This window comes from Stenotrophomonas sp. JAG2, from assembly GCF_041080745.1.
GTDB lineage: Bacteria > Pseudomonadota > Gammaproteobacteria > Xanthomonadales > Xanthomonadaceae > Stenotrophomonas > Stenotrophomonas maltophilia_AA.
Genome location: NZ_JBEUMH010000002.1, coordinates 230891 through 254474, shown reverse-complemented (window position 1 = coordinate 254474; position 23584 = coordinate 230891). Strand labels below are relative to the sequence as shown.

At 67.6% G+C, this 23584-nt stretch carries 26 protein-coding genes; 11 read left to right on the top strand and 15 right to left on the bottom strand.

All coding sequences use genetic code 11. From position 1 onward, the window contains the following. Positions 1-18 precede the first annotated feature (18 nt). The 7 genes from mdcH to mdcA are packed head-to-tail and all read right to left on the bottom strand — an operon-like array spanning position 19 to position 6000. A complete protein-coding gene (gene mdcH, locus AB9O74_RS03275) occupies positions 19-936 on the bottom strand; it encodes a malonate decarboxylase subunit epsilon (protein WP_369348407.1) in 918 nt (305 codons plus the stop codon). Further along, entirely contained in the window at positions 933-1799 is an 867-nt protein-coding gene (mdcB, locus tag AB9O74_RS03270) for a triphosphoribosyl-dephospho-CoA synthase MdcB (protein WP_369348406.1), read from the bottom strand. The genes mdcH and mdcB overlap by 4 nt, the downstream gene beginning before the upstream one ends. Then, positions 1796-2434 (bottom strand): malonate decarboxylase holo-[acyl-carrier-protein] synthase, encoded by a 639-nt coding sequence (gene mdcG, locus AB9O74_RS03265; RefSeq protein WP_369348405.1) that lies wholly within the window; start codon positions 2432-2434, stop codon positions 1796-1798. The genes mdcB and mdcG overlap by 4 nt, the downstream gene beginning before the upstream one ends. Positions 2435-2437: 3 nt before the next feature. After that, positions 2438-3142 carry a biotin-independent malonate decarboxylase subunit gamma gene (mdcE, locus tag AB9O74_RS03260; RefSeq protein ID WP_369348404.1) on the bottom strand — a complete coding sequence of 235 codons (705 nt, stop codon included), beginning with the start codon at positions 3140-3142 and terminating at the stop codon, positions 2438-2440. Next, entirely contained in the window at positions 3133-4029 is an 897-nt protein-coding gene (locus AB9O74_RS03255; RefSeq protein ID WP_369348403.1) for a biotin-independent malonate decarboxylase subunit beta, read from the bottom strand. The genes mdcE and AB9O74_RS03255 overlap by 10 nt, the downstream gene beginning before the upstream one ends. Continuing rightward, positions 4026-4346, bottom strand: a complete 321-nt coding sequence (gene mdcC, locus AB9O74_RS03250; RefSeq protein WP_319206214.1) for a malonate decarboxylase acyl carrier protein — start codon at positions 4344-4346, stop codon at positions 4026-4028. Before mdcC ends, AB9O74_RS03255 begins: the two co-directional genes overlap by 4 nt. A 10-nt stretch (positions 4347-4356) precedes the next feature. Further along, entirely contained in the window at positions 4357-6000 is a 1644-nt protein-coding gene (mdcA, locus tag AB9O74_RS03245) for a malonate decarboxylase subunit alpha (protein ID WP_369348402.1), read from the bottom strand. 141 nt (positions 6001-6141) lie between these two features. Between mdcA and AB9O74_RS03240 the strand changes: the two genes are divergently transcribed. The 3 genes from AB9O74_RS03240 to AB9O74_RS03230 all read left to right on the top strand — a co-directional run bounded on the left by AB9O74_RS03240 (position 6142) and on the right by AB9O74_RS03230 (position 7323). Beyond that, a complete protein-coding gene (locus AB9O74_RS03240; protein WP_369348401.1) occupies positions 6142-6528 on the top strand; it encodes a hypothetical protein in 387 nt (128 codons plus the stop codon). Between the two features lie 241 nt (positions 6529-6769). Further along, positions 6770-7033, top strand: a complete 264-nt coding sequence (locus tag AB9O74_RS03235) for a hypothetical protein (RefSeq protein WP_369348400.1) — start codon at positions 6770-6772, stop codon at positions 7031-7033. Continuing rightward, a complete protein-coding gene (locus tag AB9O74_RS03230; protein WP_369348399.1) occupies positions 7030-7323 on the top strand; it encodes a hypothetical protein in 294 nt (97 codons plus the stop codon). The genes AB9O74_RS03235 and AB9O74_RS03230 overlap by 4 nt, the downstream gene beginning before the upstream one ends. A gap of 18 nt (positions 7324-7341) precedes the next feature. Here AB9O74_RS03230 and AB9O74_RS03225 read toward each other — a convergent pair whose 3' ends face one another. The 5 genes from AB9O74_RS03225 to AB9O74_RS03205 form a co-directional block, all read right to left on the bottom strand. After that, positions 7342-7947: a DUF2894 domain-containing protein gene (locus AB9O74_RS03225; RefSeq protein WP_369348398.1), complete on the bottom strand. Its 606-nt coding sequence runs from the start codon at positions 7945-7947 to the stop codon at positions 7342-7344. Beyond that, the gene (locus AB9O74_RS03220; protein ID WP_176988844.1) at positions 7937-8584 is read right to left on the bottom strand and encodes an OmpA family protein; all 648 of its coding nucleotides are present in this window, start codon (positions 8582-8584) and stop codon (positions 7937-7939) included. Before AB9O74_RS03220 ends, AB9O74_RS03225 begins: the two co-directional genes overlap by 11 nt. Next, positions 8581-10986, bottom strand: a complete 2406-nt coding sequence (locus AB9O74_RS03215; protein WP_369348397.1) for a DUF802 domain-containing protein — start codon at positions 10984-10986, stop codon at positions 8581-8583. The genes AB9O74_RS03220 and AB9O74_RS03215 overlap by 4 nt, the downstream gene beginning before the upstream one ends. A gap of 10 nt (positions 10987-10996) precedes the next feature. Next, positions 10997-11674 (bottom strand): DUF3348 domain-containing protein, encoded by a 678-nt coding sequence (locus tag AB9O74_RS03210; protein ID WP_369348396.1) that lies wholly within the window; start codon positions 11672-11674, stop codon positions 10997-10999. Between the two features lie 61 nt (positions 11675-11735). Beyond that, on the bottom strand, positions 11736-12740 hold the full coding sequence (locus tag AB9O74_RS03205; RefSeq protein WP_369348395.1) for an aldo/keto reductase: 1005 nt from the start codon (positions 12738-12740) through the stop codon (positions 11736-11738). Between the two features lie 174 nt (positions 12741-12914). Here AB9O74_RS03205 and AB9O74_RS03200 point away from each other — a divergent pair, with 174 nt between their 5' ends. From AB9O74_RS03200 to AB9O74_RS03170, 7 genes are all read left to right on the top strand, one after another. Continuing rightward, positions 12915-14027, top strand: a complete 1113-nt coding sequence (locus AB9O74_RS03200; protein WP_369348394.1) for an alpha/beta hydrolase fold domain-containing protein — start codon at positions 12915-12917, stop codon at positions 14025-14027. A 116-nt stretch (positions 14028-14143) separates the two neighbouring features. After that, complete coding sequence (locus AB9O74_RS03195) at positions 14144-14557, top strand: host attachment family protein (protein WP_319206196.1); 414 nt, start codon at positions 14144-14146, stop codon at positions 14555-14557. Positions 14558-14568: 11 nt separating this feature from the next. Further along, entirely contained in the window at positions 14569-14895 is a 327-nt protein-coding gene (locus AB9O74_RS03190) for a thioredoxin family protein (RefSeq protein WP_369348393.1), read from the top strand. A gap of 280 nt (positions 14896-15175) precedes the next feature. Further along, entirely contained in the window at positions 15176-16663 is a 1488-nt protein-coding gene (gene proP / locus AB9O74_RS03185) for a glycine betaine/L-proline transporter ProP (protein ID WP_346491159.1), read from the top strand. 190 nt (positions 16664-16853) lie between these two features. Beyond that, complete coding sequence (locus AB9O74_RS03180; RefSeq protein ID WP_369348392.1) at positions 16854-19148, top strand: GH92 family glycosyl hydrolase; 2295 nt, start codon at positions 16854-16856, stop codon at positions 19146-19148. Between the two features lie 93 nt (positions 19149-19241). After that, entirely contained in the window at positions 19242-19583 is a 342-nt protein-coding gene (locus AB9O74_RS03175) for a type II toxin-antitoxin system prevent-host-death family antitoxin (protein ID WP_179458839.1), read from the top strand. Between the two features lie 3 nt (positions 19584-19586). Next, positions 19587-20210: an AAA family ATPase gene (locus AB9O74_RS03170; RefSeq protein WP_369348391.1), complete on the top strand. Its 624-nt coding sequence runs from the start codon at positions 19587-19589 to the stop codon at positions 20208-20210. Positions 20211-20213: 3 nt separating this feature from the next. On the opposite strand, the gene AB9O74_RS03165 is transcribed toward AB9O74_RS03170, so the two are convergent. Then, positions 20214-20831, bottom strand: a complete 618-nt coding sequence (locus AB9O74_RS03165) for a LysE/ArgO family amino acid transporter (protein WP_346488197.1) — start codon at positions 20829-20831, stop codon at positions 20214-20216. Between the two features lie 101 nt (positions 20832-20932). Between AB9O74_RS03165 and AB9O74_RS03160 the strand changes: the two genes are divergently transcribed. After that, positions 20933-21826: a LysR family transcriptional regulator ArgP gene (locus AB9O74_RS03160; protein ID WP_369348390.1), complete on the top strand. Its 894-nt coding sequence runs from the start codon at positions 20933-20935 to the stop codon at positions 21824-21826. A gap of 15 nt (positions 21827-21841) precedes the next feature. On the opposite strand, the gene AB9O74_RS03155 is transcribed toward AB9O74_RS03160, so the two are convergent. After that, on the bottom strand, positions 21842-22909 hold the full coding sequence (locus AB9O74_RS03155) for a catalase family protein (protein ID WP_369348389.1): 1068 nt from the start codon (positions 22907-22909) through the stop codon (positions 21842-21844). Between the two features lie 91 nt (positions 22910-23000). Beyond that, a complete protein-coding gene (locus AB9O74_RS03150; RefSeq protein ID WP_369348388.1) occupies positions 23001-23498 on the bottom strand; it encodes a ferritin-like domain-containing protein in 498 nt (165 codons plus the stop codon). Positions 23499-23584 lie beyond the last annotated feature (86 nt).

Genomic DNA, 23584 nt, shown 5'->3' with positions numbered 1-23584 from the left:
GCGGTTACCAGCGGACCCTCATGCGCGTGCGCATGCGCGGTCCACCCACTCCAGGACGCCCTCCAGCGTCTGGAAATCCTCGACGGAACGCGCCTCCTGCTGCGGGTGCAGTTCGCGGACCCGGCGGCTGAGCGCCGCGCCCGGGCCCAGCTCCAGGAAAACGCGCCCACCGCGCTCGACCGCCTGCTGCAGTACGGCCTGCCATTGCACCGGCTGCGCGATCTGCGCGGACAACGTCGCCACGACACGGGTGACGTCACTGACCGGGCGGCCATCGATGCCGGCCAGCAGGCGCAGCCGGGGTGCGTGCAATGGCAGTGCGCGCAACGGCTTCTCAAAGCCCTGCGCCGCTGCGGCCAGCAACGGGGTATGCGCGGGCACGTCCACCGGCAGCGGGACCGTCCGGGCACCGTGGGCCGCCACGTCGGCGGCGACGGCCTCCAGCGCAGGTCGCAGACCGCCAAGGACCACGTGGTCGGGCCCATTGACGATGGCCAGGAACACCCCGCGCGTCGCGCAGATTCTTGCGATGCGAGGTTCGTCCAGCCCGATCACCGCCAGCAGGCCGGCATCGGCCGGCGCTGCAGCGTCCATCATCCGGGCACGCTCGCCGGCCAGCGTCAGGCAGGTGGCCGTGTCGAAGCTGCCCGCCACCGCGTGTGCGGCCAACTCGCCGGCGCTGTAGCCGGCGACAGCGGTGATGGGCGGCAGCTGCGTCTGCAGCGCCGCCCAATGTGCCAGCGCAGCGGCGCAGACCAGCGGCTGGGCCATTGCGTTGCGGAATCGCGACGCATCGGCCGCCATCTGTTCGACCGGAGCGCCGAGCAGCGTGCTGGCCAGATCGAGCACCGGCTGCGCCTGCACATTCCCGCGCACCCGCTTGAACATATCCGGATGCTGGCCGCCTTGGCCGGGGCAGAGCAGGACCAGACTCATGCGCGCTCCTGCAGGTGCAGGAACCACGCGCAGGCCAGCAGATCGGCGCTGCCACCCGGGCTGAGCCGACGTGCTTCGAATGCGTCGCACACCGGCCCGAGCCGTGCCCGCCAGCCCGATTCCAGCGCGCCGCCCTCGGTGAGGAAGCGACGTGCCTGCTGCTGTGCAAAGGCCAGCCCGCGTTCGCCGCCGCGATGGAGGAGGTTGAGGTCGGTGGTCACCGCTACAAGTGACATCAGCGTCTGCACCATCGCGGCCTGCCGGTCAGCGGTGGCGCGCAGGGCGGCCTGCAGGGTGGGCAGAGCGACCTCACGCAGCAGCGGGAATCCCTGCGCCGCCTGTTCGCGCACGCCGGGCACGCCATGCCGCTGCCGGGCGCGCTGGCCGGGGCTGGCGCTGTTCAACGGTGCGGCGAGCAGCGCGGACGCCCAGTACCCGCGCACCGCGTGGCAGACCGCTGTGGCAGTGGGCGCAGCGTGCTTGACATGACGCAGACGCGCGGACGCGGCGACCAGCAGGCCGAGACTGAAGATCGCGCCGCGATGGGTGTTGATGCCATCCGTCGCCCGCAGCATTGCGGTTTCCGCCTCGATGCCGAGCATGCGCAGATGATCGAACGGCACGTTGTGCGCACCGGCGGCGGCGACCGCCACGAAATAGCCACGCAGCGCGAACAGGCTGCGCAGGAAGGTGGCCGCGTCCATGTCATTGTGGCTGCCGCGGCTCCACGGTGTGACCAACCCGGGTTTGGGGGCGCAGGCGAGCTCGGCATGCAGGCTGGTGATCGCCATGCGGGCCAGCCGATGCGCAGCCGCCGTGGGGGAGGGCGGTGGCAACGGGGCGGGGCGCGGCACGGCGTTCATGCGGCCACCGGCTGCGCAAGCAGGGCGTCGCGTGTGGACAACCAGCAGGCGTCATCCGATTTGACGAGCAGGCGGGTGGCATCGCCGGCGTACTCGCGCCAGCTCACGGAACGCCCGCCGGGGAAGCGCAGCTCGCCATCGATGCGCAGGCCGTGCTCGCGTTCCCAGCGCCGCATGCGTTCGGTGAGCGCCGCGGCGTGCGCGTGATCGGCGATCTCCCACAGCAGGTCCAGATCGGAGCCGGCGTGCAGATACGGCAGGCCGGTCAGGCTCTGCCAGGCGAAGCTGCCGAACACGCGGGGCGGTGGGGTGGGCTGGGGCAGGTCGGCCAGCAACGGACGCGGCGCATCCCGCCAGGGGGTGGCCAGTGCTTCGGCTACCTCGGCCAGCAACGGCGGCGGTGCGGTGCGCTGCACGTGGATGCGTTCGACCCGCAGGGACAGCCGCTGGCGCTGCTCGGCCAAGGGCAAGGGCACGCCCAGCCGCAGCTGATCGCCGTCAGTGACCGGATCGCGTCGCGCCACCACAAAGGGCAGGCGCGCCTGGGCCCACGCCCGCAGGCGCGCATCCGCGCCCGGGCTCAGCACCTGCCACGGTGCCTGCGGAGCGAGCCAGACCAGGTCGTGACGGCGCATGGTTCAGGCCTCGCCTGCGGCCACGGCAGCGGCGACATCGCGCGCCAACAGGCGGCCACCACGCTCGGCGCCACGCGCGCGACGTGGGTCGCCGGTGACCGGAGCGTGGAGCGCATCGACCAGCGCCTGCGCGAGGTCGCCCTCCCAGACGGCCTCCACGGCGCCCATGCGGACGTAGTTCTCCACGCCCGGCGCGAACACCGGCGAGCTCTGGCTCAGGGCCTGCAGTTTCTCCAGCGGTTGTTTGGTGACGCGGGCCATGGCGCGCAGATCCATCACCCGCACCTGCGCTTCGTGCAGGGCGAAGATGCGATCGGCCATCAGCCCGAACGACAGGAAGCCGCCGCTCACGGATTCACCGTAGACCAGGCTGACCAGTGGCGCACCGCGGCGGCGGGCCAGATCCAGTGTGCAGGCGAGGTGCGCGAAGTAGCTGTTGATGCCGAGCATCTCATCGCGCCGCGCCAGACGCTGGCCGGCCGTGTCCACCAGCATCACGATCGGCCGCTGCGGGTGCGCGCGGGTGCTGGCGAGCACGGTGGCTGCCAGCGCGAGCGCGTGGTCGACGCCGACCTCCAGCTTGTTGGCGGTGCCGATGACGGTCACTTCGCCGGCAGCGGTGGTGGCCGTACCGCCCAGCACATCGTCTTCGCGGGTGACCGCATGGCCGAGCGGGAACAGCGCATCCAGCAGGGGCGTCAGTTCCATGGCAGGCTCCGATCCTTGACGGCATCAAGGAAGTCAGCGGTGTCCAGCAGGGGCAGCTGCCCGGCATCGGCGATGCCCTGCAGCGTCCAGACCTCCAGGCCGTCGCGGCAGCCGCCATAGGCCTGCAGCCGCGCGCCCAGCTGGGCGTGTGCCTGATCGAGGGCCTGCAACGGGTCTTCGGTCTCTGTGTGGGCGTCGATGAGTGACAGTGCCGCCTTGGCAAACGCGTCGATGCGGTCCGGCACCAACTGCACGGCATCGCCGATCAGATAGCGGTGCTTGCCGCCGGTGACGCGCCAGACAAGGGCGCGATCGCGCGAGTCGAACTCTTCCACGCCGCGTACGGTCTCGATCACTTCCGGGCCGGACAGCGAGAGCCGCCCCTCTTCGGACATCACCACCGCCGTACAACAGCGGGCCACGATGCCCATGCCGCCGAACGCGCCATTGCCGCTGCCGATCAGTGCGAAAACGGGCACGCCTGCCGCGCGCGTGGCCAACACCGCACGCATGATCTCGGAGATCGCGATCAGGCCTGCGTTGGCTTCATGCAGGCGCACGCCGCCACTGTCGAGCAGCAGCAGCACCGCCTCCGGACGCACCTCGATCGCACGTTCCAGCAGGCCGGTAAGCTTGGCACCGTGCACTTCGCCGACGCCGCCGCCCATGAACTGGCCCTGCTGCGCGGCGATCAGAACGGTGCGGCCCTCCAGGGTGCCGCCGCCGACCACAATGCCGTCGTCGAACGCGCCGGGCTGATCGAGCTGGGCCAGGTGCGGGCTGATGATGCGTCGGGCGGGGCCGACGAATTCGCGGAAGCTGCCGACATCGAGCAGAAAGCGGATGCGTTCGCGGGCATCGGCTTCGTAAAAGCTGTGACTGCTCACGGCGCGTCTCCTTCCTGCAGCGTTTCCAGTGCCTGCTGCAGGCGGAGGCTGACCACCGCCGGCGTGGCACCGGCATCGTTGATCGACAGCCGTACATTGCGTAGCGGGTGACGCGCGGCGAAGTCGGCCAGCACGGCCTGCCAGATCGTGTCGAAGCCGGTGGCCGAGGTGATCACCTCGATCTCCATCGCGCCATCCAGTGGGGTGGGTTCGATCAGGACTTCCAGATTGCCCGAGGCGACTACCCCGACCAGCGCATGGTGATCGCGCTCGGTGAGATCGTGCTGCCCGGGGAAGCGATAACGCAGGGTTTCCATGGCGTGCCCCTTACCAGTTGCGGAAGCGTTTGGGCGGGTTGTACAACCCACCGGACCAACGCACGAGATCCTTGACCGAGCGCGCGGCGAGCAGGTCGCGGCTGGCATCGCGGGTGCGGATGCCGAGGTCGTCGGGGCGGCGGATGATGCCGCGGTCGCGCAGGTTCTCCACCATCGCGCGGTCGCGGCCCAGGCCGACGGCGGTGTAGCCGGCCACGCCGCGGATCGCCTGTTCGCGTTCCTCCGGGCTGCGGCACAGCAGCAGATTCGCGATACCTTCTTCGGTCAGCACGTGGGTGACGTCATCGCCGTAGATCATCACTGGCGGCAGCGGCATCTTCGCGCGCTCGGCCAGGTCCCAGGCATCGAGGCGATCCACGAAGGCCGGCGCCATGTGCTCGCGGAAGGTCTCCACCATCTGCACGACCAGCTTGCGTCCGCGCGGCATCTGTCCGGGCAGGGCCGCCTCCTGGCCCGCCTTGAGCCAGGCCGGGCTGGCGTGGCGGCGGCCGCGTGCATCCGAGCCCATGTTGGGCGCGCCGCCGAAGCCGGCGATGCGGTCGCGGGTGGCGGTGGAACTGTTGCCCTGCAGATCGATCTGCAGCGTGGAGCCGATGAACATGTCGCACGCATACAGACCGGCGGTCTGCGAGAACGCACGGTTGGAGCGCATGCTGCCGTCGCTGCCGGTGAAGAAGACATCGGAGCGCGCCTCGATGTAGCGCTCCATGCCCAGCTCGGAGCCGAACGAATGCACGGACTGCACGAAGCCGGACTCGATCGCCGGGATCAGCGCCGGATGCGGATTGAGCGCCCAATGCGTCCCGATCTTGCCCTTGAGACCCAGCGATTCGGCATAGGTGGGCAGCAGCAGTTCGATCGCCGCGGTATCGAAGCCGATGCCGTGGTTGAGGCGCTGCACGCCGTACTCGGCGTAGATGCCCTTGATGGCCATCATCGCCATCAACACCTGGATCTCGGAGATCTGCGCCGGGTCGCGGGTGAACAACGGCTCGATGTAGTTCGGGCGCGGCGCTTCGGTGACGAAGTTGACCCAATCGGCCGGAATATCGACGCGGGGGAGGGTGTCGACGATCTCGTTGACCTGGGCGATCACGATGCCGCCACGGAACGCGGTGGCTTCGACGATCACGGGGGTGTCTTCGGTGTTGGGGCCGGTATAGAGATTGCCGTGGCGGTCGGCGGCCTGGGCGGCGATCAGTGCGACCTGCGGGGTGAGATCGATGAAGTAGCGGCCGAACAGTTCGAGATAGGTGTGGATCGCCCCGATCTCAATCCGGCCCTCGGCGACGAGATTGGCCAGCCGGCCGCTCTGCGGACCCGAGAAGGAGAAGTCCAGGCGCTGGGCGATGCCGCGCTCGAAGACGTCCAGGTGCGAGGGCAGGGAGAGCACGGATTGGACCATGTGCAGGCCGTGGACCTGCGCGGGATCGAGCTGGGCCAGGCACTCGGCGAGGAAATCGGCCTGCTTCTGGTTGTTGCCTTCCAGGCAGACCCGGTCGCCGGGTTCGAGCACGGTATGCAGGAGCCGCGGCACCTCGGCATGCGGCACCAGGCGCCCAAGCCCGCCATCCGTGGCCCGCTGCAGCCTTGCCTGGCGGCGGTTCGCCAGCGTGTTCCAGTCTCGAGCCATCTGCCGTCTCTTCATAATTACGCCGTAATTACACGCTACCACCGTGGATTCTGGGCGGCAAGAGGGGGCGTGGAGCGCAAGGCTGGGCAGACGTATTCAGGTAGAGTGGCGCGAGAACGGGATGAACGGGGGTTTCAATCCATGTGGCGACAACTTGGGGCTTTGCTTCTGGTGCTGGCATTGGTATTCGGGGCCACGTATTTCCTGGGGATCTCAGTAGTGGCTCGAAGTAATTTTGCATTCGACACGAGCGACGTACTGTCCTCGGCTGCCGGCATGTGGTTCGCGCTGTTTGGCGGGCTAATCGCAAGGCGGTACCGGTTCGCGATCATCGTCGGCGTGCTGTACGTCTGTCTCTGGGGAATGGCGACTTACTTCGTCAACGCGGGAACCCAGGCAGGCTTCCTGCCCATCTTCCGCATCAATGCGCCGAACATAGTGGTGTCCGTCCTGAGTGGCATGGCGGGCGCATGCGTTGGCGTGTTTGTTCGACGTGGTCAACGCCGCTCTGAAGAAAGCGCCGCTTAGCGTTGATCGTTCGACGGACAAGAACCCCACATATGCCAATGTACGCAGAATTGATCATTGCGCGATCTCTGAAGCTTGCAGCGATTGCGGCAGCGTTTGTTGCCTGCTTCGTACTTGCGCGGAACCTGGTTAGCATGAGTTGCCCGCTCGACGCCTACCCGCCGAGCGTACTGGCGGCGATGTATGTGGCTGTATTGATGCTGATGGTGTACTCGAGGTTCAAGTTTGCGTCGAGGGCCTGGTGAAGCTGCCTGCATCATGGGTTGGACGCGTGCTCGGTGCGGTGGTCGCGGTTGAACTGGTCGGTGTCGGCGTGCTGCTTGCGTGGAACCGTGACTGTGGGAGCATCGTTCGCGCACTCCCGGTTCCGGCAGCGCTTCTGATCTTCTATACGACGGTAGGATTCTCGTTGCTCTTTGGTGATGCCCATCTGGGCATACTGAGGAACGTGATTCGCCTGGGCGTCAAACCGAAGGACTTCCTCCGGGACGGTGATTTGAGATGATTGCACTCAGGTACGTCGTGCTCGGATGGTCAGTGCTTTGTGGCTGGATAGGGCTGCCATGGCTGCTCTGGTTCGCGGCCCATGGGTTGGACAACGTGGTCTGGTTCACCCTGCATCAGATGTATTACCTGCCGCTTGGCAGCTGGATGGGCGAGCCGTTCTTCAGGCCAGATTCCGAGGTGATGTTCTTCGTGCTTCCGGCCGGGCGTTTGCTCACCGTGCTGGTCTATCTTGCCGTCGCAGTAGCGCTCACCCTTTCCCGTCGCGCATGGAGGCGTAGACGTACATAGGCGTTCTCGACGCTTCGATCAGCCCGGCGCCTTGCCCGCACGCGGCCGCCGCGGCTTCGCCCCCCGCGGCACGACCTTCGGCGTCGCCACCAGCACGCCCCACTGATGCAGGTGCTCCATGCCCGACAGCGCATCCAGGTACGCCATGAAATGCGTCAGGTAACCGGGTGAGGTCTCTTTCATCAGGGTCAGCGCGCGATGGACCAGTACACCGGAGTTCAACGGCCCACCATTGGTGGGCATCTGGGCCAGCGATTGCTTGAGCTGGCTGGCATTGCGAAGCCTGGCCCACGTCGCCCGGACCTCGCCCAGCACCGGCAATTCCGGATACGCAGCACTGTGCTGCCCCGTTAATTCCGTGACCAGCGCCTGCAGGCCGATGCGACCCGATGACAGGCCCGGCTCGGATGTCAGCGATGCCGACGCATCGGCAACCCGCTCAGCGTAACCCGCGACCAACGCGTCCAGCTTCCGTTGCAACAGCGCCCGCACCTCACCGTCATGCGCCTGCATGCGGGCATGCAGCGCCTCGATCACCGCAAAACGCGTGCGGTCCAGCCCGTCGAGCTTGTCCGCTCGCCAGTTCTCGAGAATCTCAGCGGTTGCAACAGGGTTACGGGGCATCCGCGGCCTTGCTCGCCTTGGGTTTCGGGATCGGGGCGATCTCGACGCGGCGGTTCTTGGCGCGGCCATCCTCGTCGGCGTTGGAACTCACCGGCTGCTCCGAGCCAAACGCCGCGGCAAATACCGCATCCGACGGCACGCCCTCGGCAATCAAGGTGCGGGTCACGGTCAACGCACGCTCGGCAGAGAGTTCCCAGTTGTCGGCGAAGCGCCAGTTGCCATCGCGCACCTGCTGGTCGTCGGTGAAGCCGCTGACCATGAGGATTTCCTCGCGCGAGGCCAGGTAGCCCTTCAGCGGCCCGGCCAGGCTCTTGAGGACGTCGACGCCCTCGGGCTGCAGCGTGTCGGAGTTCAAGGCGAACAGCACATTGCCGCGGATGCCGATGCGGCCATCCACCAGCGTCACGCGCCCGGCCGCGAGCGGGCCGGCCAGTGCCTGCTCCAGCGTCTGGCGACGCTGCACTTCGGCCTGGCGCTGCTTGACCTCCTCATCCAGCCGGTTGGTCAGCTCCAACTGCAGCGCGACGACGCCGACCAGGATCAGTACGAACGCACCGAGCAGCACCGACATCAGGTCGCCGAAGGCGGCCCAGATCGGCGCCCCTCCGTCGGCCTCGACTTCGATTTCGTCGCTCATGCCGAGGCGGCTCCGGCCTTGCTGCTGCGGCGGCCGGCCAGCTGCTGCAGCTCATCGATGATCTGCTTCTGCGAGAGCACGCTGAGGTCGATGACCTCGCGCGCCTGGGCCACGTAATAGGCAAGCTGCTCGTCACTGCGTGCCAGCGAGCCGTCCAGCGAGGCGGCGATCTGGGCCAACCGCTCGTTGAGGCCGTCGCTGGCGGTCCCGAAGGACTGCACGGCGCTGCCCAGCGCATCGGCCAGGCTCGCTACTTCCACCGCGCTGCCCGTTACCTGCGCGGCCACGCTGCCCAGCTTGCCGGTCTCGGCTTCGATGTGATCGGTGAAGCGGGTGCCGACCCGGTCCAGCAGCTCGGCCGAGGTCGATACCAGTGCATCGACGGCGACGCGCTGTTCGTTGGCGGCGTGGTTGACCGCATCCAGCAGAGTCTCCACGGTCGCCAGCAGGCGGCTGCGTTCTTCCAGCGTGGCGGTGTCGCGGACCAGGCTGTCGGACAGTTTGCTGCGCAGCTCGGCAACGACATCGGCCGCGGCCTTGGGCGCTTCCGAAGCCGCCTGGACCAGGCGCGAGATCTCGCTGATCGTCTCGCTGGCGTGGGCCTGTGCCTGCTGGGTGATGTCGTTGGCGGTGCGGGCGAGGGTGTCGCAGATGTCCTGCTGGCGGCGGGCCACGCTGTCGCCGGTCTGCTCCCAGCGCTCGCCGAGGCTGGCACTCATGCCGGTGAAGGCCTCAGTCCACGCGCTCAGACGTTGCTGATCGCGTGCTTCCAGCGCGTCCTGCAGCTGGGCATGGGACTGCTGCATCGCATCGCCGAGTGACACCGCCTGTGCCTGCAGCGTCGCGGCGGCGGCGTCCAGCGCCTGCTGGTGACGCTCGCTCAGTGCCGTTGCGGCCGCATCCTGGCGGGCCAGGGCCTGCTGCCATGCCTCGGCGATCTGCGCCGTGGTGGCGTCCATGCGGCTGCCGACCGAGTCGATCAGACCGGTGGCCCGGGCCTCGTGCGTTTCGGTGAAGCTGGACAGTGCGCTGCGCAGATCGGCAGTCAGCGCGGCGTGGGTCTGCTGCTGCGCGGCCTGGGCATCCTGCCAGCGCGTCGCGGTCGTGTTGAGCTCGGCCGAGACCGCCTCAAGCAAGGCGCTGGAGCGCTCGCCATGCTGCGCGGCGAACTTGGCCAGCGCACTGCGCAGCTCGGTCGCCATGGCTTCATTCGTCTGCTGCTGTGCGGACTGGGCCGCCTGCCAACCGTCAGCGGTGCTGACCAGCTTCGTGGAGACCGCGTCGAGCAGGCCAAGCGCGCGTTGATCGTGCTGTGCGGCGAAGCCGTCCAGCGCGGCGCGCAGGTCGGCGGTCAACGCGGTGTTGGTCTGCTGCTGGCTGTCCAGTGCGGCCTGCCAGGACGCGGCGGTGGCGACGCGGCTCGCGTCGAAACCTTCGGTCAGACCGGCGAGTTGGCGCTGTACTGCCTCGGTCACCGTCTCGTGCATGGCGGCGTTGGCGCGGGCGATGCCGGCCAGGGTGGTGTCCATCACCGGCTGCAATGCCGCACCTACCGCGCGTGCGCTTTCGGCGACGCTGTCCTTGAGTGACTGCTCGATCGCGGCGGTCAGGCGCGCGTATTCTTCGTCGGCCTTGGCATGGAAGTTCTGCTGGTTGGCCAGCAGCCGTTCGCCCGAGGCGCTGCTCTGCTGTTCGATCGCGGCCGTCATGGCCTGCAGCCGATCCACCAGCGCGGGCATGAGCTCGGCCTGCTGCTGCAGCAGCCGGAAGGCTTCATTGCGCTGCCAGGACTGCGAGTGCGTGTGCAGGGTGGTCGCGATCTCCACGTCCAGCCGCTGCACCGCCTCCAGGCGCTCACGCCGGCACAGGGCCGAGAGCAGGCCGAGCATGGCGGAGCTGGCGACACCGGCGATCGAGGTGCCGAACGCCACCGCGAGACCTTCCACCGGCGCGCCCAGCGAACCACGGATGGCCTGCAGGTCGGTCGCGCTCTCCAGTGCCAGGCCGGTGCCACGCAGGGTGGCCATCATGCCGAGCAGGGTGCCGAGCATGCCCAGCAGCACCAGCAGGCCGACCAGGTACGGCGTCAGCACCGGACCGGGCAGGGCGACCCGTTCGCCTTCCACGCGCAGGCGCACCGCGTTGCGCAGGCTTGGATGCAGCTGGCCGAGCCAGGCGGCGAGCCCTGCGCCTGCCGTACCCGCACTGGCGCTGGCCGAGGCAAGCGAGGCGGTCGCCTGCCGGTAGCGATACAGCTCGAGGCCACCAGCGAGGTAGCAGACGGCGATCAGCAGGGCGACCGCGAAGCCGACCGGATTGGTGCTGGCATAACCCGCCCCGATCCAGCACACCGCCACAAGGCCAAGCAGGAAAACAACGTAGTGAAGACTGGTTCTGAACATGACGTCCCGGTTAGTGGGTGCGAAGCGCTGCAAGCAGGCCTTCGATCGGTTGAAAACGGATATCCAGCTCGGCCAGCAGCAGGCTCTGCATGTCGCGGCGGAACACTTCGCGCCAGGCATCGTCGCTGCCTGCCTCGCGCAGGCGTTCGAAATGCACCCCGAGCAGCACCGGCACCTTGGCCAGCAGGCCGTGCTCGCGCGCGCTCAAGGTCTGCTCCATCAGCGCATCGACTTCGGCGAGCCTGGCCATCTCGGGCGAGGTGCGGGTCAGCATGTCGCGCAGGCGGCCACGCAGACGGCTGGTGGCACCGAGCATCGAGCGTTGCAGGGTGATATAGCGCTCGCGGAACACGGTGTAGTCGCTGGACGCTTCGGCACCGCTGACGTCAACGACCCGGCGAGGGGGCCTGGCAGGCTCAGGTTCCTGAACAATGCTGGCCTCCAGCGCCGCGCGGATGCGCTGGCACTCGGCGTCCTCATCGGCGTCGAAATCCGGGCCTTCCACCGCAGGCGGAAGCCGGCCATCGAGCGCCTTGGACAAGGTGACCGCCCGCGTCCAGTCCACCCACTCGCTCAGTCGGTCGGACAGGGCAGGGCCCGCCGAGGACAGGTTGCTTGCGGCGAGGCGGGCCAGCAGCCGGATGAAGGCCGGGCCCGGGACAGGCGTCCGTTGCGCGATTTTGGCCATTGTTCCGGTTAAAACGACGAATTTTACACCGTAATGACCGCCTACCGCCCGGGCGCCGGGTTCAGCCTCCGTCGATCGGCAACGGGGCGCGCGGAGAGACCAGGCCCTGTTCGCGCAACGCACTCCAGAACGCCGGCGGAATCGCGACCTCGGCCAGGGCCAGGTTCTCCGCGATGCGGCTGGGCTGGCTGGCGCCCGGGATCACGGCCGCCACGGCTGGGTGTGCCAGCGAGAACTGCAACGCCGCGGCACGGATGTCGACGCCGAACTGCGCGGCGACCTGCTTCAGGCGGGCTACCTGATCGAGCACGTCGGCACCGGCCTTCTGGTACTCGTAATGCGCACCGCCCGCCAGGATGCCGGAGTTGTAAGGGCCGCCGACCACGATGCCCGCGCCCCGCGCTTCGCTGGCCGGCATCAGGGTGGCCAGGGCGTCGTCGTGATCCAGCAACGTGTACCGCCCGGCGATCAGGAAGCCATCCGGGTCGGCCTGCTGCAGCGCCATCACGCAGGGCTCGACGCGGTTGACGCCCAGGCCCCAGCCCTTGATGACACCTTCCTCGCGCAGCCGGGTCAGCGCGGTCGCGGCACCGGACATGGCCTGGTGGAACACGGCGCGCCAGTCATCGCCATGGAAATCCTTGGCCGGGTCATGGATCCAGACGATGTCGAGGCGGTCGGTCTTCAGACGCTTCAGGCTCTCTTCGATCGCGCGCAGCGTGCCGTCGGCGCTGTAGTCGTAGACGATTCTGTTGGGCAGTCCGTGCTCGAACAGGCCGCCTTTCTCACCCAGATCACGCTGGGCGGTGTCTTCGGTTTCATCCAGCAGGCGACGGCCGACCTTGGTGCTGAGCACATAGGCATCGCGCGGATAGTGCTGCAGCGCTTCGCCGAGGCGCAGTTCGGCGAGGCCGGCGCCGTACATCGGTGCGGCGTCGAAGTAGCGGATGCCGTGGTCCCAGGCAGCGTGGACGGTGTCCAGTGCCTCCTGTTCGGGGATGGCGCGGTACATGTTGCCCAGAGGGGCGGTGCCGAAGCCGACGCGGCCGGGGAGATCAATGCGCATGGGGTGGGGTCCGAGGTTGCAGGCCAGGCAGTCTGCGCGCGGCGTTGGTCCGCAAACACCCGTCCAGCGGCGAAAGACAGTTGCCTTGGGCGCAAGGATCCCGGCCCGGCTGCGTAGCGTCTGCGGTGAGGCAACGATTATTCTGTGACCCGATCTCACAGGGGAGTGCAGAAGATGGGTTGGACCGGGAAGATCGCGCCGATGGCGCTGTGGTTGGCCGCCAGCGGGACCGCCATGGCGGCCACGCCCGCACCTTCAGCCACGGAGGGCGTGCGGAACGTCCCCGGGTTTGCCTTACCGCTCTCGCCCTATCTGAGCCCTGAAGCACAGGCGGCGATGCGCAGCGCGGTGGTCAACGGTGATCCCGTCGCAAAGATGGACAACGCCACCGTGCTCAAGGAATTGGCAGCGATCCGCAAGGGCGCGGACGCGTGGGCCTACGGAGAAATCCAGGCGCTGCGCGAGCGCTATCCGGTGGAGCTGCACCACGAGCGCTGGAACGGCGTACCGGTGGTGCGGGTCGAGCCGCGCAGTGCACCCGCCGACCCGGCGCAGCGCCGCCTGCTGATCGAACTGCATGGCGGCGCCTTCGTGTTCGGGCGTGCCGACAGCCTCGGCCTGCTCGAGGCGATCCCGGTGGCGGCAATGACCGGTGCCACGGTGGTGGCGGTGGAATATCGACAGGGGCCCGAGCACCACTTTCCGGCCGCCAGCGAGGATGTCGCGGCGGTGTATCGCGCCGCGTTGGAGAAAATGCCCGCGCAGCACATCGGCCTGTTCGGCTGCTCGGCCGGCGGCGTGCTGACTGGTGAATCGCTGGCGTGGTTCGACAAGGAGAAGCTGCCCATGCCGGCAGCCGCCGGGTTGTTCTGCGCCGGCGGCGATGCCCGTTACGGCGGCGACTCGCGCTATGTGGCCGCGGCGGTGACCGATGCCCTGCTGCCGCATGCCGATGGCTCGCTGCCGATCATGGAAGACCTGTACTACGGCAAGGTCGATTTCCGGGATCCGCTGGTGTCGCCGGTGTTTTCCGATGCGGTACTGGCCCGGTTTCCGCCCACGCTGTTCATCACCGCCACCCGCGCGGCCGAAATGAGCAACGTCGCCTACACCCATTCCCGACTGGTGGACCTCGGCCGCGAGTCGGACCTGCATGTCTGGGATGGCCTGGGCCACGCCTTCCACCTGGACGCGCGCTTGCCGGAAAGTCAGCAGGCCTACCGGGTGATGGCGCGTTTCTTCGCCAGGCACCTGCAGATGCCGCTGCCGGCATCCCCGGGAGAGTAGGGCGCACAGGGCCTGCATACGCTGTGCATACATCCGTATGCACGGTGCTTACATGCGGTTGCCTACGGTGGAACCCGAGTGCACCCGCGCTCGGTTTTCCCCATAAGGAGTAGATGATGAGTCAGCAGATTCCCGAAGGTACCCTGGTCGTTGTAGCCGATGGCGGCTCGGCCCGCGTGTTCACCAACGTCGGCACCGCGCACAAGCTGCAACTCAAGCAGGAGGGGGAACTGCAGCTGCAGGCCGTCAGCGATACCGGCGCGTCCGGGCAGGGGCCGTCCGGCTCGGTGCCCCAGGAGATGAGCATCTCCCAGCTCAACGAAGCGACGTTCGCCAAACAGGTGGCCGCCCAGTTGAACGAAGATGCGCTGAAGAACCGCTACGCACACCTGATCCTGATCGCCGATCCGCAGACCCTGGGCCGCATCCGTCCGCTGCTGCACAAGGAAACCCAGGAGCGCCTGATCAAGGATCTGGCCAAGGACTTCACCAACGCGCCGCTGGAGGACATCCAGCGCGCCCTGTCCTGAGAACACTGTCCATGGCCTTCGTCCGTGAGTACAGCCCTGCCGACATCACCCGCGCCGAGCTCGATGCGGGAAGCGGGTGGGTGCTGCTGGAATTCGGCACGGGCTGGTGTGGCCACTGCAGCGCCGCGCAACCGCTGCTGCAGAAGTTCCTCGGTGGCTACGAGACCACGCATCTGAAGGTGGAAGACGGGAAGGGGCGGCCACTCGGCCGCTCCTTCGCGGTGAAGCTGTGGCCGACCGTGATTCTGCTGCGGGACGGTCAGGAAATTGCCCGGGCCGTACGGCCGCAGGAGCGGGAAGATCTTGCCCCCTTGATCGATGCGCTGGAGCGCACCTGAAGGCCTGAAAACAGCTTGAAACACGCTGTTCCATGCAGTCCGCGGGCAGGGTGGGAGGACCGACAGCGCCGTTTGTAGTAACATGGCCCGCTTGATCACCCCCGGGCCATTGCCCGCTTCCTGGTCATCCATCCCGCAGCGTCGCTGAGTCCACGCGGCCGTCCGGGATCGTCTGTTGCAACCCCTCGTCGCGCATCGCGCTGTGTCATCAGAGGCGGTATTTCCTGTGCCGTGCGCGGGACCTCGGGCGCCGCGATGGCCTGCTTCCAGGAGAAAGCAGATGCAGGACCTGCATGCCGCACATGCCCATTTCGGCTGGTTCAAACGCCGCCGCCAGATGCACGTCGACGAAGTCACCGTCGTTGACCGCCCGATGTTGAAGAAGGCCGTCGGCGCCGCCGCGCTCGGCAACGCGATGGAGTGGTTCGATTTCGGTGTCTACGGTTACCTCGCCGTGACCCTCGGCCAGGTGTTCTTCCCCGACAGCAGTCCGACCGCGCAGCTGATCGCGACCTTCGCGACCTTCACCGTCGCCTTCCTGGTGCGCCCGCTGGGCGGCTTGGTATTCGGGCCGCTGGGCGACAAGTACGGCCGCCAGAAAGTGCTGGCCTTCACCATGATCCTGATGGCCGCCGGCACCTTCAGCATCGGACTGATCCCCTCCTATGACCGGATTGGAATATGGGCGCCGGCACTGCTGCTGCTCGCCCGCATCGTGCAGGGCTTCTCCACCGGCGGTGAATACGGCGGCGCGGCAACTTTCATCGCCGAGTACTCGACCGACCGCAACCGCGGCCTGATGGGCAGCTGGCTGGAGTTCGGCACGCTGGGCGGCTACATCGCCGGTGCCGGCACCGTCACCGCGCTGCACATGGCCCTGAGCGGCACCCAGATGCTGGATTGGGGCTGGCGTATCCCGTTCCTCGTGGCGGGCCCGCTGGGTCTGCTCGGCCTGTACATGCGCATGAAGCTGGAAGAAACCCCGGCCTTCCGCGCCTATGCCGAAGAAGCCGAAAAGCGCGACCACGAACGTCCCGGCCTGGGCGCATTGTTCCGCGTGCATTGGGCGCAGCTGCTGATCTGTGTCGGCCTGGTGCTCGTGTTCAACGTCACCGATTACATGCTGCTCACCTACATGCCCAGCTATCTCAGCGTCACGATGGGCTACGCCGAGAGCAAGGGTCTGCTGCTGATCATCATCGTGATGCTGGTGATGATGCCGCTCAATGTGCTGGGCGGGTTGTTCAGCGATCGCCTGGGCCGCCGCCCGATGATCATCGGTGCCTGCATCGCGCTGTTCCTGCTGGCGATCCCGTGCCTGAAGCTGGTTGGCAGTGGCAATGACTGGCTGATCTTCCTCGGGCTGATGCTGCTCGGCGTGGCGCTGGTGTGCTTCACCAGCTCGATGCCGTCCACGCTGCCGGCGCTGTTCTACACGCCGGTGCGCTACAGCGCGCTGTCGATTGCGTTCAATGTCTCGGTTTCGCTGTTCGGTGGCACCACGCCGTTGGTGACCGCCTGGCTGGTGGAGCGCACCGGCGATCCGCTGGTGCCGGCGTACTACCTGATGGGCGCGGCGGTGATCGGCGTGATCACCATGCTGTTCGTGCGAGAGACAGCCGGGATGCCGCTGCGTGGTTCGCCGCCGGCGGTGGCCAGCGAAGCCGAAGCCCGTGCGCTGATGCGCAGCGACGACCCGGTCACGGTGGATGCGACCCAGCCGACGCTGCCGGTGGCCGCCGTGCCGGAGGACGCGCGTCCGGCGTGACGCCGGTCTGCGTCCGTCATCAACGGCGCGCCAATGGCGCCGGGCGATCGGGCCGGCGCCGGCAACACCCGCACCGCAACATGCCACCCCACCGCACCGGTGCTAGGATCAACCTCACCTGAATCGATCTAAATTCAACGCCATGACAAAAACGGGGACGGTGCGGTGGTTGGGGCTCGCGGTAGGCGCGATGTTGGTGGCCGGCACGGCCACGGCGGCACCGGCGAAGCTCGGCGAACGCGCCTATGCGGCGGTCGATCCGTTCATCGGCACGGCCGGGGAGGGGCACACCTATCCCGGCGCGACCGTTCCGTTCGGGATGGTGCAGCTCAGTCCGGACACCCGCATCCAGCCGCGCGAGAAGGCGTATGGCTGGGCGGCGGGCTACCGGCATGACGACACCAGCGTCGTCGGCTTCTCGCACACGCACTTCTCCGGCAGCGGCCATTCCGATCTGGGCGATGTGCTGCTGATGCCGGTGCGCACCGATGCCAGCCTCGAGCGTGGCGATCCGGACAAACCCGGCAGTGGCTACACCTCGCGCTTCCGCCACGACGACGAGCGCGCCGAGCCGGGCTACTACGCCGTCACCCTGGATGATCCGAAGGTGCGCGCCGAGCTGACCACCAGCACCCGCGTCGGCGTGCATCGCTATACCTATCCGGCCAACCAGCCCGCACGCGTGCTGCTGGACCTGCGCACCAGCCTCTACGACTACCCGGGCAAGATCATGTGGTCGCGCCTGCGCGCCCGTGAGGACGGCACCATCACCGGCTTCCGCGAGACCCGCGGCTGGGCACCGGGCCGGCAACTGTATTTCGCGATGCGCTTCTCGCGGCCGCTGACCGGTCACGCATTCCACAACACCGAGACCGACATCGCCTACAAGGGCTTCCCGCCGCCGGGTCACCAGAGCCCGGCCCAGCGTGCGCAGATTGAAGGGCGCCAGCTGGTCGGCACCTTCGATTTCGGCACGCTGGACACGCCGCTGGTGGTGACGGTGGCGATTTCGTCGGTCAGCGAGGCCGGTGCGATCGCCAACCTGGAGAGTGAAGTGCCGGGCTTCGATTTCGACCGTGTCCGTGCCGAGGCAAAGACGCAGTGGACGCAGGCACTGTCGGTGCTGGATATCGACGGCCCCGAGCACGACCGTCGCAGCGCCTACACCGCGCTGTACCACAGCCTGCTCGGGCCGACCGTGTTCATGGACAGCGATGGCCAGTACCGCGGCGCGGACAATGCCGTGCACCGCGCCGAGGGCTATACCAACTACTCGACGTTCTCGCTGTGGGACACCTACCGCGCCCTGCATCCGCTGCTGACCCTGGTGCAGCCGGAGAAGCGCAACAGCGATTTCATCAATTCGCTGCTCGCGCACCAGCACAACAGCGCCTACGGGATGCTGCCGGTATGGGCGTTCCACGGCCAGGAAACCTGGTGCATGATCGGCTACCACGCCGTGCCGGTGATCGCCGATGCCTACCTCAAGGGCATCCGCGGGTTCGATGAGAACAAGGCGCTGGCGGCGATGGTGGCCACCGCGAATTACGGCCCGTACGACGGCATCGCGCAGTACCGCGAGCTGGGCTGGGTGCCGATCGATGAAGAAGGCGAGGCCGCCAGCAAGACGCTGGAATATGCGTTCGACGACTGGACCATCGCGCGCATGGCCAAGGCGATGGGCAACACCCAGGTCGCCGGTGAGTTCGAGAAGCGCGCCACGAACTGGCGCAATGCCTATGACAAGGACACCGGTTTCATGCGGGCGCGCAAGCGCGATGGCAGCTTCCGCACGCCGTTCGATCCGAGCGCCAGCGGCTACGGCACGGATTACACCGAAGGCAACGCCTGGCAGTACTCCTGGTATGTGCCGCACGACGTGGCCGGCCTGGCCACCGCGCACGGGGGCAGCGACGCGCTGCTGGCCCGTCTGGACCAGGTGTTCGAGGCCAAGGTCGACCCCTCGATCTTCGAGCACATGGAAGACATCACCGGGCTGATCGGCTGGTACGCGCACGGCAACGAGCCCAGCCACCACGTGGCCTACCTGTATGCCCACGCCGGCCAGCCGTGGCGCACCCAGGCCCGCCTGAAACAGATCATGGACACCCAGTACGCCGACCGTCCCGATGGCCTGGCCGGCAATGACGACCTGGGCCAGATGTCGGCGTGGTACGTGTTCACCGCGCTGGGCTTCTACCCGGTGGCACCGGGCAGTGGCGAGTACATCATCGGCCGCCCGTTCCTGCCCAAGGCGGCGCTGCACCTGCCCAACGGCAAGACCTTCACCATCGTCACCGACGGGCTGGGCAAGGGCCACGACTACGTCGGCTCGGTGATGCTCAATGGCCAGCCGCTGCAGCGCACCTTCCTGCGCCACGAGGAAATCCTGGCCGGTGGCGAGCTGCGCTTCACCCTCCAGGCCGAGCCGAACAAGGCCTGGCCGGGGCAGGGCGCGGAACAGCCGTACTCGATGTCCCGCTGACCGGCTGCCGGGGCGCCCTTCTGGCCAAAATGGGATTTATGTCCAATTTGGCCAGAAGGGGTATAGTAGGGCCATCCCGTCCTGGAGCGTGCCATGACCCTGCCACTGGATCTGCCCGGCCTTGAAAAGGCCACGGCGTCGTCGGTGAAAACCCGCGGCTGGCCCAGCCTGATGCGGACCGTCCGCGAGAAACAGGCCCTGGTGATCACCAACCACAATCACCCCGAGGCGGTGATCGTGGACATCAAGACCTACCAGGAGCTGCTGGCCAAGGCCGCCGGTGGCGACGCCGATGAGCGGCTGGGCGAGCTGGAACGCCTGCGCGCCGCGTTCGATACCACGCTGGCCAGCCTGGGCCGCGATGGCGGGCTGGGCAAGGTGCTGGGTCAGCCGATCCGCCGTGGCCGCAAGGTCGCCCTCGGCAGCCCCCTCTGACCGATGGGGCGCATTCTGGTACTGGCTGGCGTCAATGGCGCCGGCAAGAGTTCGCTGCTGGGCATGTGGCTGGAAGAAGAAGGCCTGACCTGGTTCAATCCGGATACGTTCACCCGCCGCCTGGTGGAGACGGGGTGGTCGTTGGGCGAGGCCAACGCTGCGGCCTGGAATGAAGGCGCGCGCCGGCTGCGGCAGGCGATCGACGAGGGCACCGACTTCGCGTTCGAAACCACGCTGGGCGGCAACACCATCCCGCGTCTGCTGCGTGAGGCGTGCGAACATCACGACGTGGCGATCTGGTTCTGCGGCCTGCAGAGCGTGGAGCTGCACATGCAACGCGTCGCCGCGCGGGTCAGTCGCGGTGGGCACGATATCCCCGCCGACAAGATCCGCGCCCGCTACGACTCCTCCCGCGAGAACCTGCTGGCCCTGTTGCCGCACCTGGCGGAACTGCACGTCTACGACAACAGCGCCCCGGCCGACGCCGACGGCGCCGAACCGCTGCCGGTGCTGCAGCTGGATCGCAACGGGCTGCACTATCCGGCCTCGGCGATCGAGTTGCTGCAGACCCCGGACTGGGCCAAACCCATCGTGATGCGGGCCATGGAGCTGCATACCCCGGTGTAAGCGTTACTGCAGGGGCCTGAGCAGCAACAGCACGCTCAGCGTCAGCATGAACACCGCGATGCCCGCGTCCAGCCAGCGCCATGCCCTGGCATGCGCGAACCACGGTTGCAGCCAGCGCGCCCCGACGCCCAGCAGGGTGAACCACGACACGCTGGCCAGGCACGCACCTGCCGCGAACAGCCACCGGGCATCGCCCGGGTAGCGGGTCGAGAGGCTGCCGAGCAGCACCATCGTGTCCAGGTAGACGTGCGGATTGAGGAAGGTGAATGCCAGGCACACCAGCAGCGTGCGCTGCCATCCCGCCTGCATGTCAGCAGCTGCATCGAGCCCGCCACCGCCGGACCAGGCCCGGCGCGCTGCCATAAGGCCGTATACCGCGAGAAAGGCCGCCCCACCGAAGCGCAGGACCTCGAGCAGCAATGGGAAACGCGCCACGGCTGCGCCGATGCCGGCCACCCCCAGCAGTATCAGGGCGATGTCGCCGGCTGCGCAGACCGCGACCACCAGCGCGACGTGCTGCTGTTTCAGACCCTGGCGGAGCACGAAAGCATTCTGGGCGCCGATGGCGATGATGAGACCGGCGCCGGTGAGGAATCCGGCGAGGGCGGCAGCTGGCTGCATGGGGAAATCCACGGAAGGGGCGTGCAGGGTGGCCGTAGGAGGCGAATAAGCCCAGCTACATTTCCTGTGGCACGATAAGCACTCCTGATGCGGAGATCGCCATGAGCCTGCTCCATCCCCAACTCGCCGCGTTCTCGGCCGTCCTGGAGGAGGGCAGCTTCGAAGCCGCCGCGCGGCGGCTCAACCTCACCCAGTCCGCGATCTCCCAGCGGATCAAGGCGCTGGAGGACCGTCTCGGCCAGGTCCTGATCGTGCGCCAGGCACCCTGCTGCCCCACACCTGCCGGTGAGCAGCTGCTGCGCCGGGTACGTCCGATGCAGACCCTGGAAGAAGAGGTGCTCGCCGACTTCCTGCCGGATGCGGAGGTGCAGCATCGCAACGTCTGCCTGGCGGTCAACGACGACTCGCTGGAAACCTGGTTTCTTCCCGCGCTGGCCGCGTTGCATGCTGCGCATGGCTATACCTTCGACCTGCGCGTGGACGACCAGGACCACACGCTGGATCTGCTGCGGGACGGCTCGGCACTGGGCGCGGTGACGGCGGATGCCAAGGCCCTGCAGGGCTGCAATGTCCACCCGCTGGGCACGATGCGCTATGTGGCGATCGCGGCGCCGGCATTCAAAGCGACGCATTTTGGCGCAGGCGTGAGCGCGGCCTCCCTGGCCACTGCCCCGATGATCGTCTTCAACCGCAAGGACCGCCTGCAGGCGCGGTATCTACGCACTGTCACGCGCGCCACGCTGGCCCCGCCGGTGCACTACCTGCCTACATCGACAGGTTTTGTCGAGGCCGCCGCACTTGGGTTGGGCTGGTGCCTGGTGCCCGAGTCACTCGCCATCACTGCGCTGAAGACAAACGCGGTGGACGAGCTGGATTCAGCACGCTGGATCGACGTGCCGCTGTACTGGCAGCACGCCGCGATCCGCTCGACTACGCTTCAGCGCATCACGGCTGCCATGCGGGACGCGGCAGGCAAGGTGCTCCGTGATCCGTAACGGGGCCGACGCGTTTCAGCCGACGGGCTCGTGGATCGGGCATCCATTGAATCGCGAGCGGAACTGACGCGAGGCGGCCATCACCACGCGGCGTGCACGATTCAGGCCGCCGAGCGGACGATGCTCGGCCAGCGCGTGCCACGGCGCGAACGCGAGCGCATCTTCGACGCCCGGCGAGGTGTCAGGCTGCCACGCCTCCTGCTGTGCCACGCTCAGGCGTGCGACCGGCAGGAACGGGCTGTCCGCCTCGGGCCAGGCAACCGACGCATCTTCGATCGGCATGCGCTCCACATCGCGGCACAGCTGCACGCGCAGCTCCCATTCGACCGGATTGGGCAGGTCGGTGAAGAAGGCCACCACCGCGTCACGCTGCGCATCTTCGTCCGAACCGATTTTGTCGCCGCTCAGTGCGAGCAGGGCAGGTGAGACCGGCGCCAACGAAAACTTGGCCATGTACGGACCGTAGAGAAACGGCACCTGGCTGAAGAAGGTCTCTCCCAGCGGATGGTGCTGCGGCTCGCCGCCCATGCCTTTGAGCAGGGCACTCTGGCCACCGACCGCCTCCAGTGCCGCCTCCGCACCCCGCAGCGTGGCCGAGATCATCCGCTTGGTGCGCGGCATCCGCTCGGTGGTCGCGGCAAGCAGCTTGGCCGAGCGCAGGAAGCCGGCCACGCCGGGCGTGTTGTTGACCATCAGGAAGTCCTGCGTGTGCTGCTCCTCGGCGCCTTCCGCACGTGGGCCCTGCACGCCGATCACCTTGAGCGCCATCGCGCGCGGGGTGGAGACCGAATCGGGGAGCTGCTCGGCCGGCGGCGAGGACAATCGCACCCGCGCGTCGTAGCTGCCGGGCCGCGCAAACAGGCCGTGGCGCAGCTCCGCCGGCAGTTCATCCAGCACGCGCAGCCGGCCTTTCAACAAGCCCTGGCCCTTGGCGTGGACCGCGCGATGTGCGTGGCCTTCCTGTTCGGCCACCGTCAGTGCCATGCGCGCGAACACCTCGGTCAGCTCACGGATGTGGATAGCCTCGTCCGCATCGGCGTGCTCGAGCGAGGCGTGGTAGAGAACGGGTGGGCGCAACGTCATGGAGGCTCCTGTGTGATCAAGGTGGACATCGAAGACTGGAACGCGCTGCGCAGGGAGACACGCTCCCCGCGCAACGGGTCACTTGCTGGATTCAGGCCGCAGCGGCCTTGGCATTGCCGCCACCGGCCAAGGCCAGCAGGGTGAGCTTTTCGTCCGTGTCTTTCTCTTCCTTGAGCGTTTCCAGCAGTAGCGGTACCGCGGCCTTGTAGCCCAGCTGTTTGGCCAGCGCGGCGATCGTGCCGTAGGAGGCGATTTCGTAGTGCTCCACCTTCTGCGCGCCACCGATCAGCGCGGCGTCGCGCACCGGGCCTTCCTCGATGCTGTCGATCGCGTCTTTGCCTTCTTCGACCACCCCTTCCATCGCGGCGCATTTGATGCGCTTGAGCCGGATGCCCAGCAGTTCCACCACCTGGTCGATGCGCTCGATCTGGCCTTGGGTTTCCTCCAGATGCGTGGTGAAGGCGGCGGCCAGGTCGGGATTGGAGGCGGCGCGTGCCAGCCTGGGCAACGCCTTGGTCAGCTGCTTTTCTGCGCTGTAGATATCCGAGAGCTCGTGGATGAACAGGTCTTCTGCGGTCTTGATCGCCATGGGAGGTACTGCCGGTGGGTGTCGAGTGACCGACGCTAGGCGCGTGGGTGTTAGGCCGGTGCGCTTTGTTGTGAAGGGGCCCTGCA

Excerpts from the sequence above, each read along its gene's own strand:
- mdcH (WP_369348407.1), bottom strand. The coding sequence starts at position 936 with ATGAGTCTGGTCCTGCTCTGCCCCGGCCAAGGCGGCCAGCATCCGGAT.
- mdcB (WP_369348406.1), bottom strand. The coding sequence starts at position 1,799 with ATGAACGCCGTGCCGCGCCCCGCCCCGTTGCCACCGCCCTCCCCCACG.
- mdcG (WP_369348405.1), bottom strand. The coding sequence starts at position 2,434 with ATGCGCCGTCACGACCTGGTCTGGCTCGCTCCGCAGGCACCGTGGCAG.
- mdcE (WP_369348404.1), bottom strand. The coding sequence starts at position 3,142 with ATGGAACTGACGCCCCTGCTGGATGCGCTGTTCCCGCTCGGCCATGCG.
- mdcC (WP_319206214.1), bottom strand. The coding sequence starts at position 4,346 with ATGGAAACCCTGCGTTATCGCTTCCCCGGGCAGCACGATCTCACCGAG.
- mdcA (WP_369348402.1), bottom strand. The coding sequence starts at position 6,000 with ATGGCTCGAGACTGGAACACGCTGGCGAACCGCCGCCAGGCAAGGCTG.
- AB9O74_RS03240 (WP_369348401.1), top strand. The coding sequence starts at position 6,142 with ATGTGGCGACAACTTGGGGCTTTGCTTCTGGTGCTGGCATTGGTATTC.
- AB9O74_RS03230 (WP_369348399.1), top strand. The coding sequence starts at position 7,030 with ATGATTGCACTCAGGTACGTCGTGCTCGGATGGTCAGTGCTTTGTGGC.
- AB9O74_RS03225 (WP_369348398.1), bottom strand. The coding sequence starts at position 7,947 with ATGCCCCGTAACCCTGTTGCAACCGCTGAGATTCTCGAGAACTGGCGA.
- AB9O74_RS03220 (WP_176988844.1), bottom strand. The coding sequence starts at position 8,584 with ATGAGCGACGAAATCGAAGTCGAGGCCGACGGAGGGGCGCCGATCTGG.
- AB9O74_RS03215 (WP_369348397.1), bottom strand. The coding sequence starts at position 10,986 with ATGTTCAGAACCAGTCTTCACTACGTTGTTTTCCTGCTTGGCCTTGTG.
- AB9O74_RS03210 (WP_369348396.1), bottom strand. The coding sequence starts at position 11,674 with ATGGCCAAAATCGCGCAACGGACGCCTGTCCCGGGCCCGGCCTTCATC.
- AB9O74_RS03205 (WP_369348395.1), bottom strand. The coding sequence starts at position 12,740 with ATGCGCATTGATCTCCCCGGCCGCGTCGGCTTCGGCACCGCCCCTCTG.
- AB9O74_RS03200 (WP_369348394.1), top strand. The coding sequence starts at position 12,915 with ATGGGTTGGACCGGGAAGATCGCGCCGATGGCGCTGTGGTTGGCCGCC.
- AB9O74_RS03195 (WP_319206196.1), top strand. The coding sequence starts at position 14,144 with ATGAGTCAGCAGATTCCCGAAGGTACCCTGGTCGTTGTAGCCGATGGC.
- AB9O74_RS03190 (WP_369348393.1), top strand. The coding sequence starts at position 14,569 with ATGGCCTTCGTCCGTGAGTACAGCCCTGCCGACATCACCCGCGCCGAG.
- proP (WP_346491159.1), top strand. The coding sequence starts at position 15,176 with ATGCAGGACCTGCATGCCGCACATGCCCATTTCGGCTGGTTCAAACGC.
- AB9O74_RS03180 (WP_369348392.1), top strand. The coding sequence starts at position 16,854 with ATGTTGGTGGCCGGCACGGCCACGGCGGCACCGGCGAAGCTCGGCGAA.
- AB9O74_RS03175 (WP_179458839.1), top strand. The coding sequence starts at position 19,242 with ATGACCCTGCCACTGGATCTGCCCGGCCTTGAAAAGGCCACGGCGTCG.
- AB9O74_RS03170 (WP_369348391.1), top strand. The coding sequence starts at position 19,587 with ATGGGGCGCATTCTGGTACTGGCTGGCGTCAATGGCGCCGGCAAGAGT.
- AB9O74_RS03165 (WP_346488197.1), bottom strand. The coding sequence starts at position 20,831 with ATGCAGCCAGCTGCCGCCCTCGCCGGATTCCTCACCGGCGCCGGTCTC.
- AB9O74_RS03160 (WP_369348390.1), top strand. The coding sequence starts at position 20,933 with ATGAGCCTGCTCCATCCCCAACTCGCCGCGTTCTCGGCCGTCCTGGAG.
- AB9O74_RS03155 (WP_369348389.1), bottom strand. The coding sequence starts at position 22,909 with ATGACGTTGCGCCCACCCGTTCTCTACCACGCCTCGCTCGAGCACGCC.
- AB9O74_RS03150 (WP_369348388.1), bottom strand. The coding sequence starts at position 23,498 with ATGGCGATCAAGACCGCAGAAGACCTGTTCATCCACGAGCTCTCGGAT.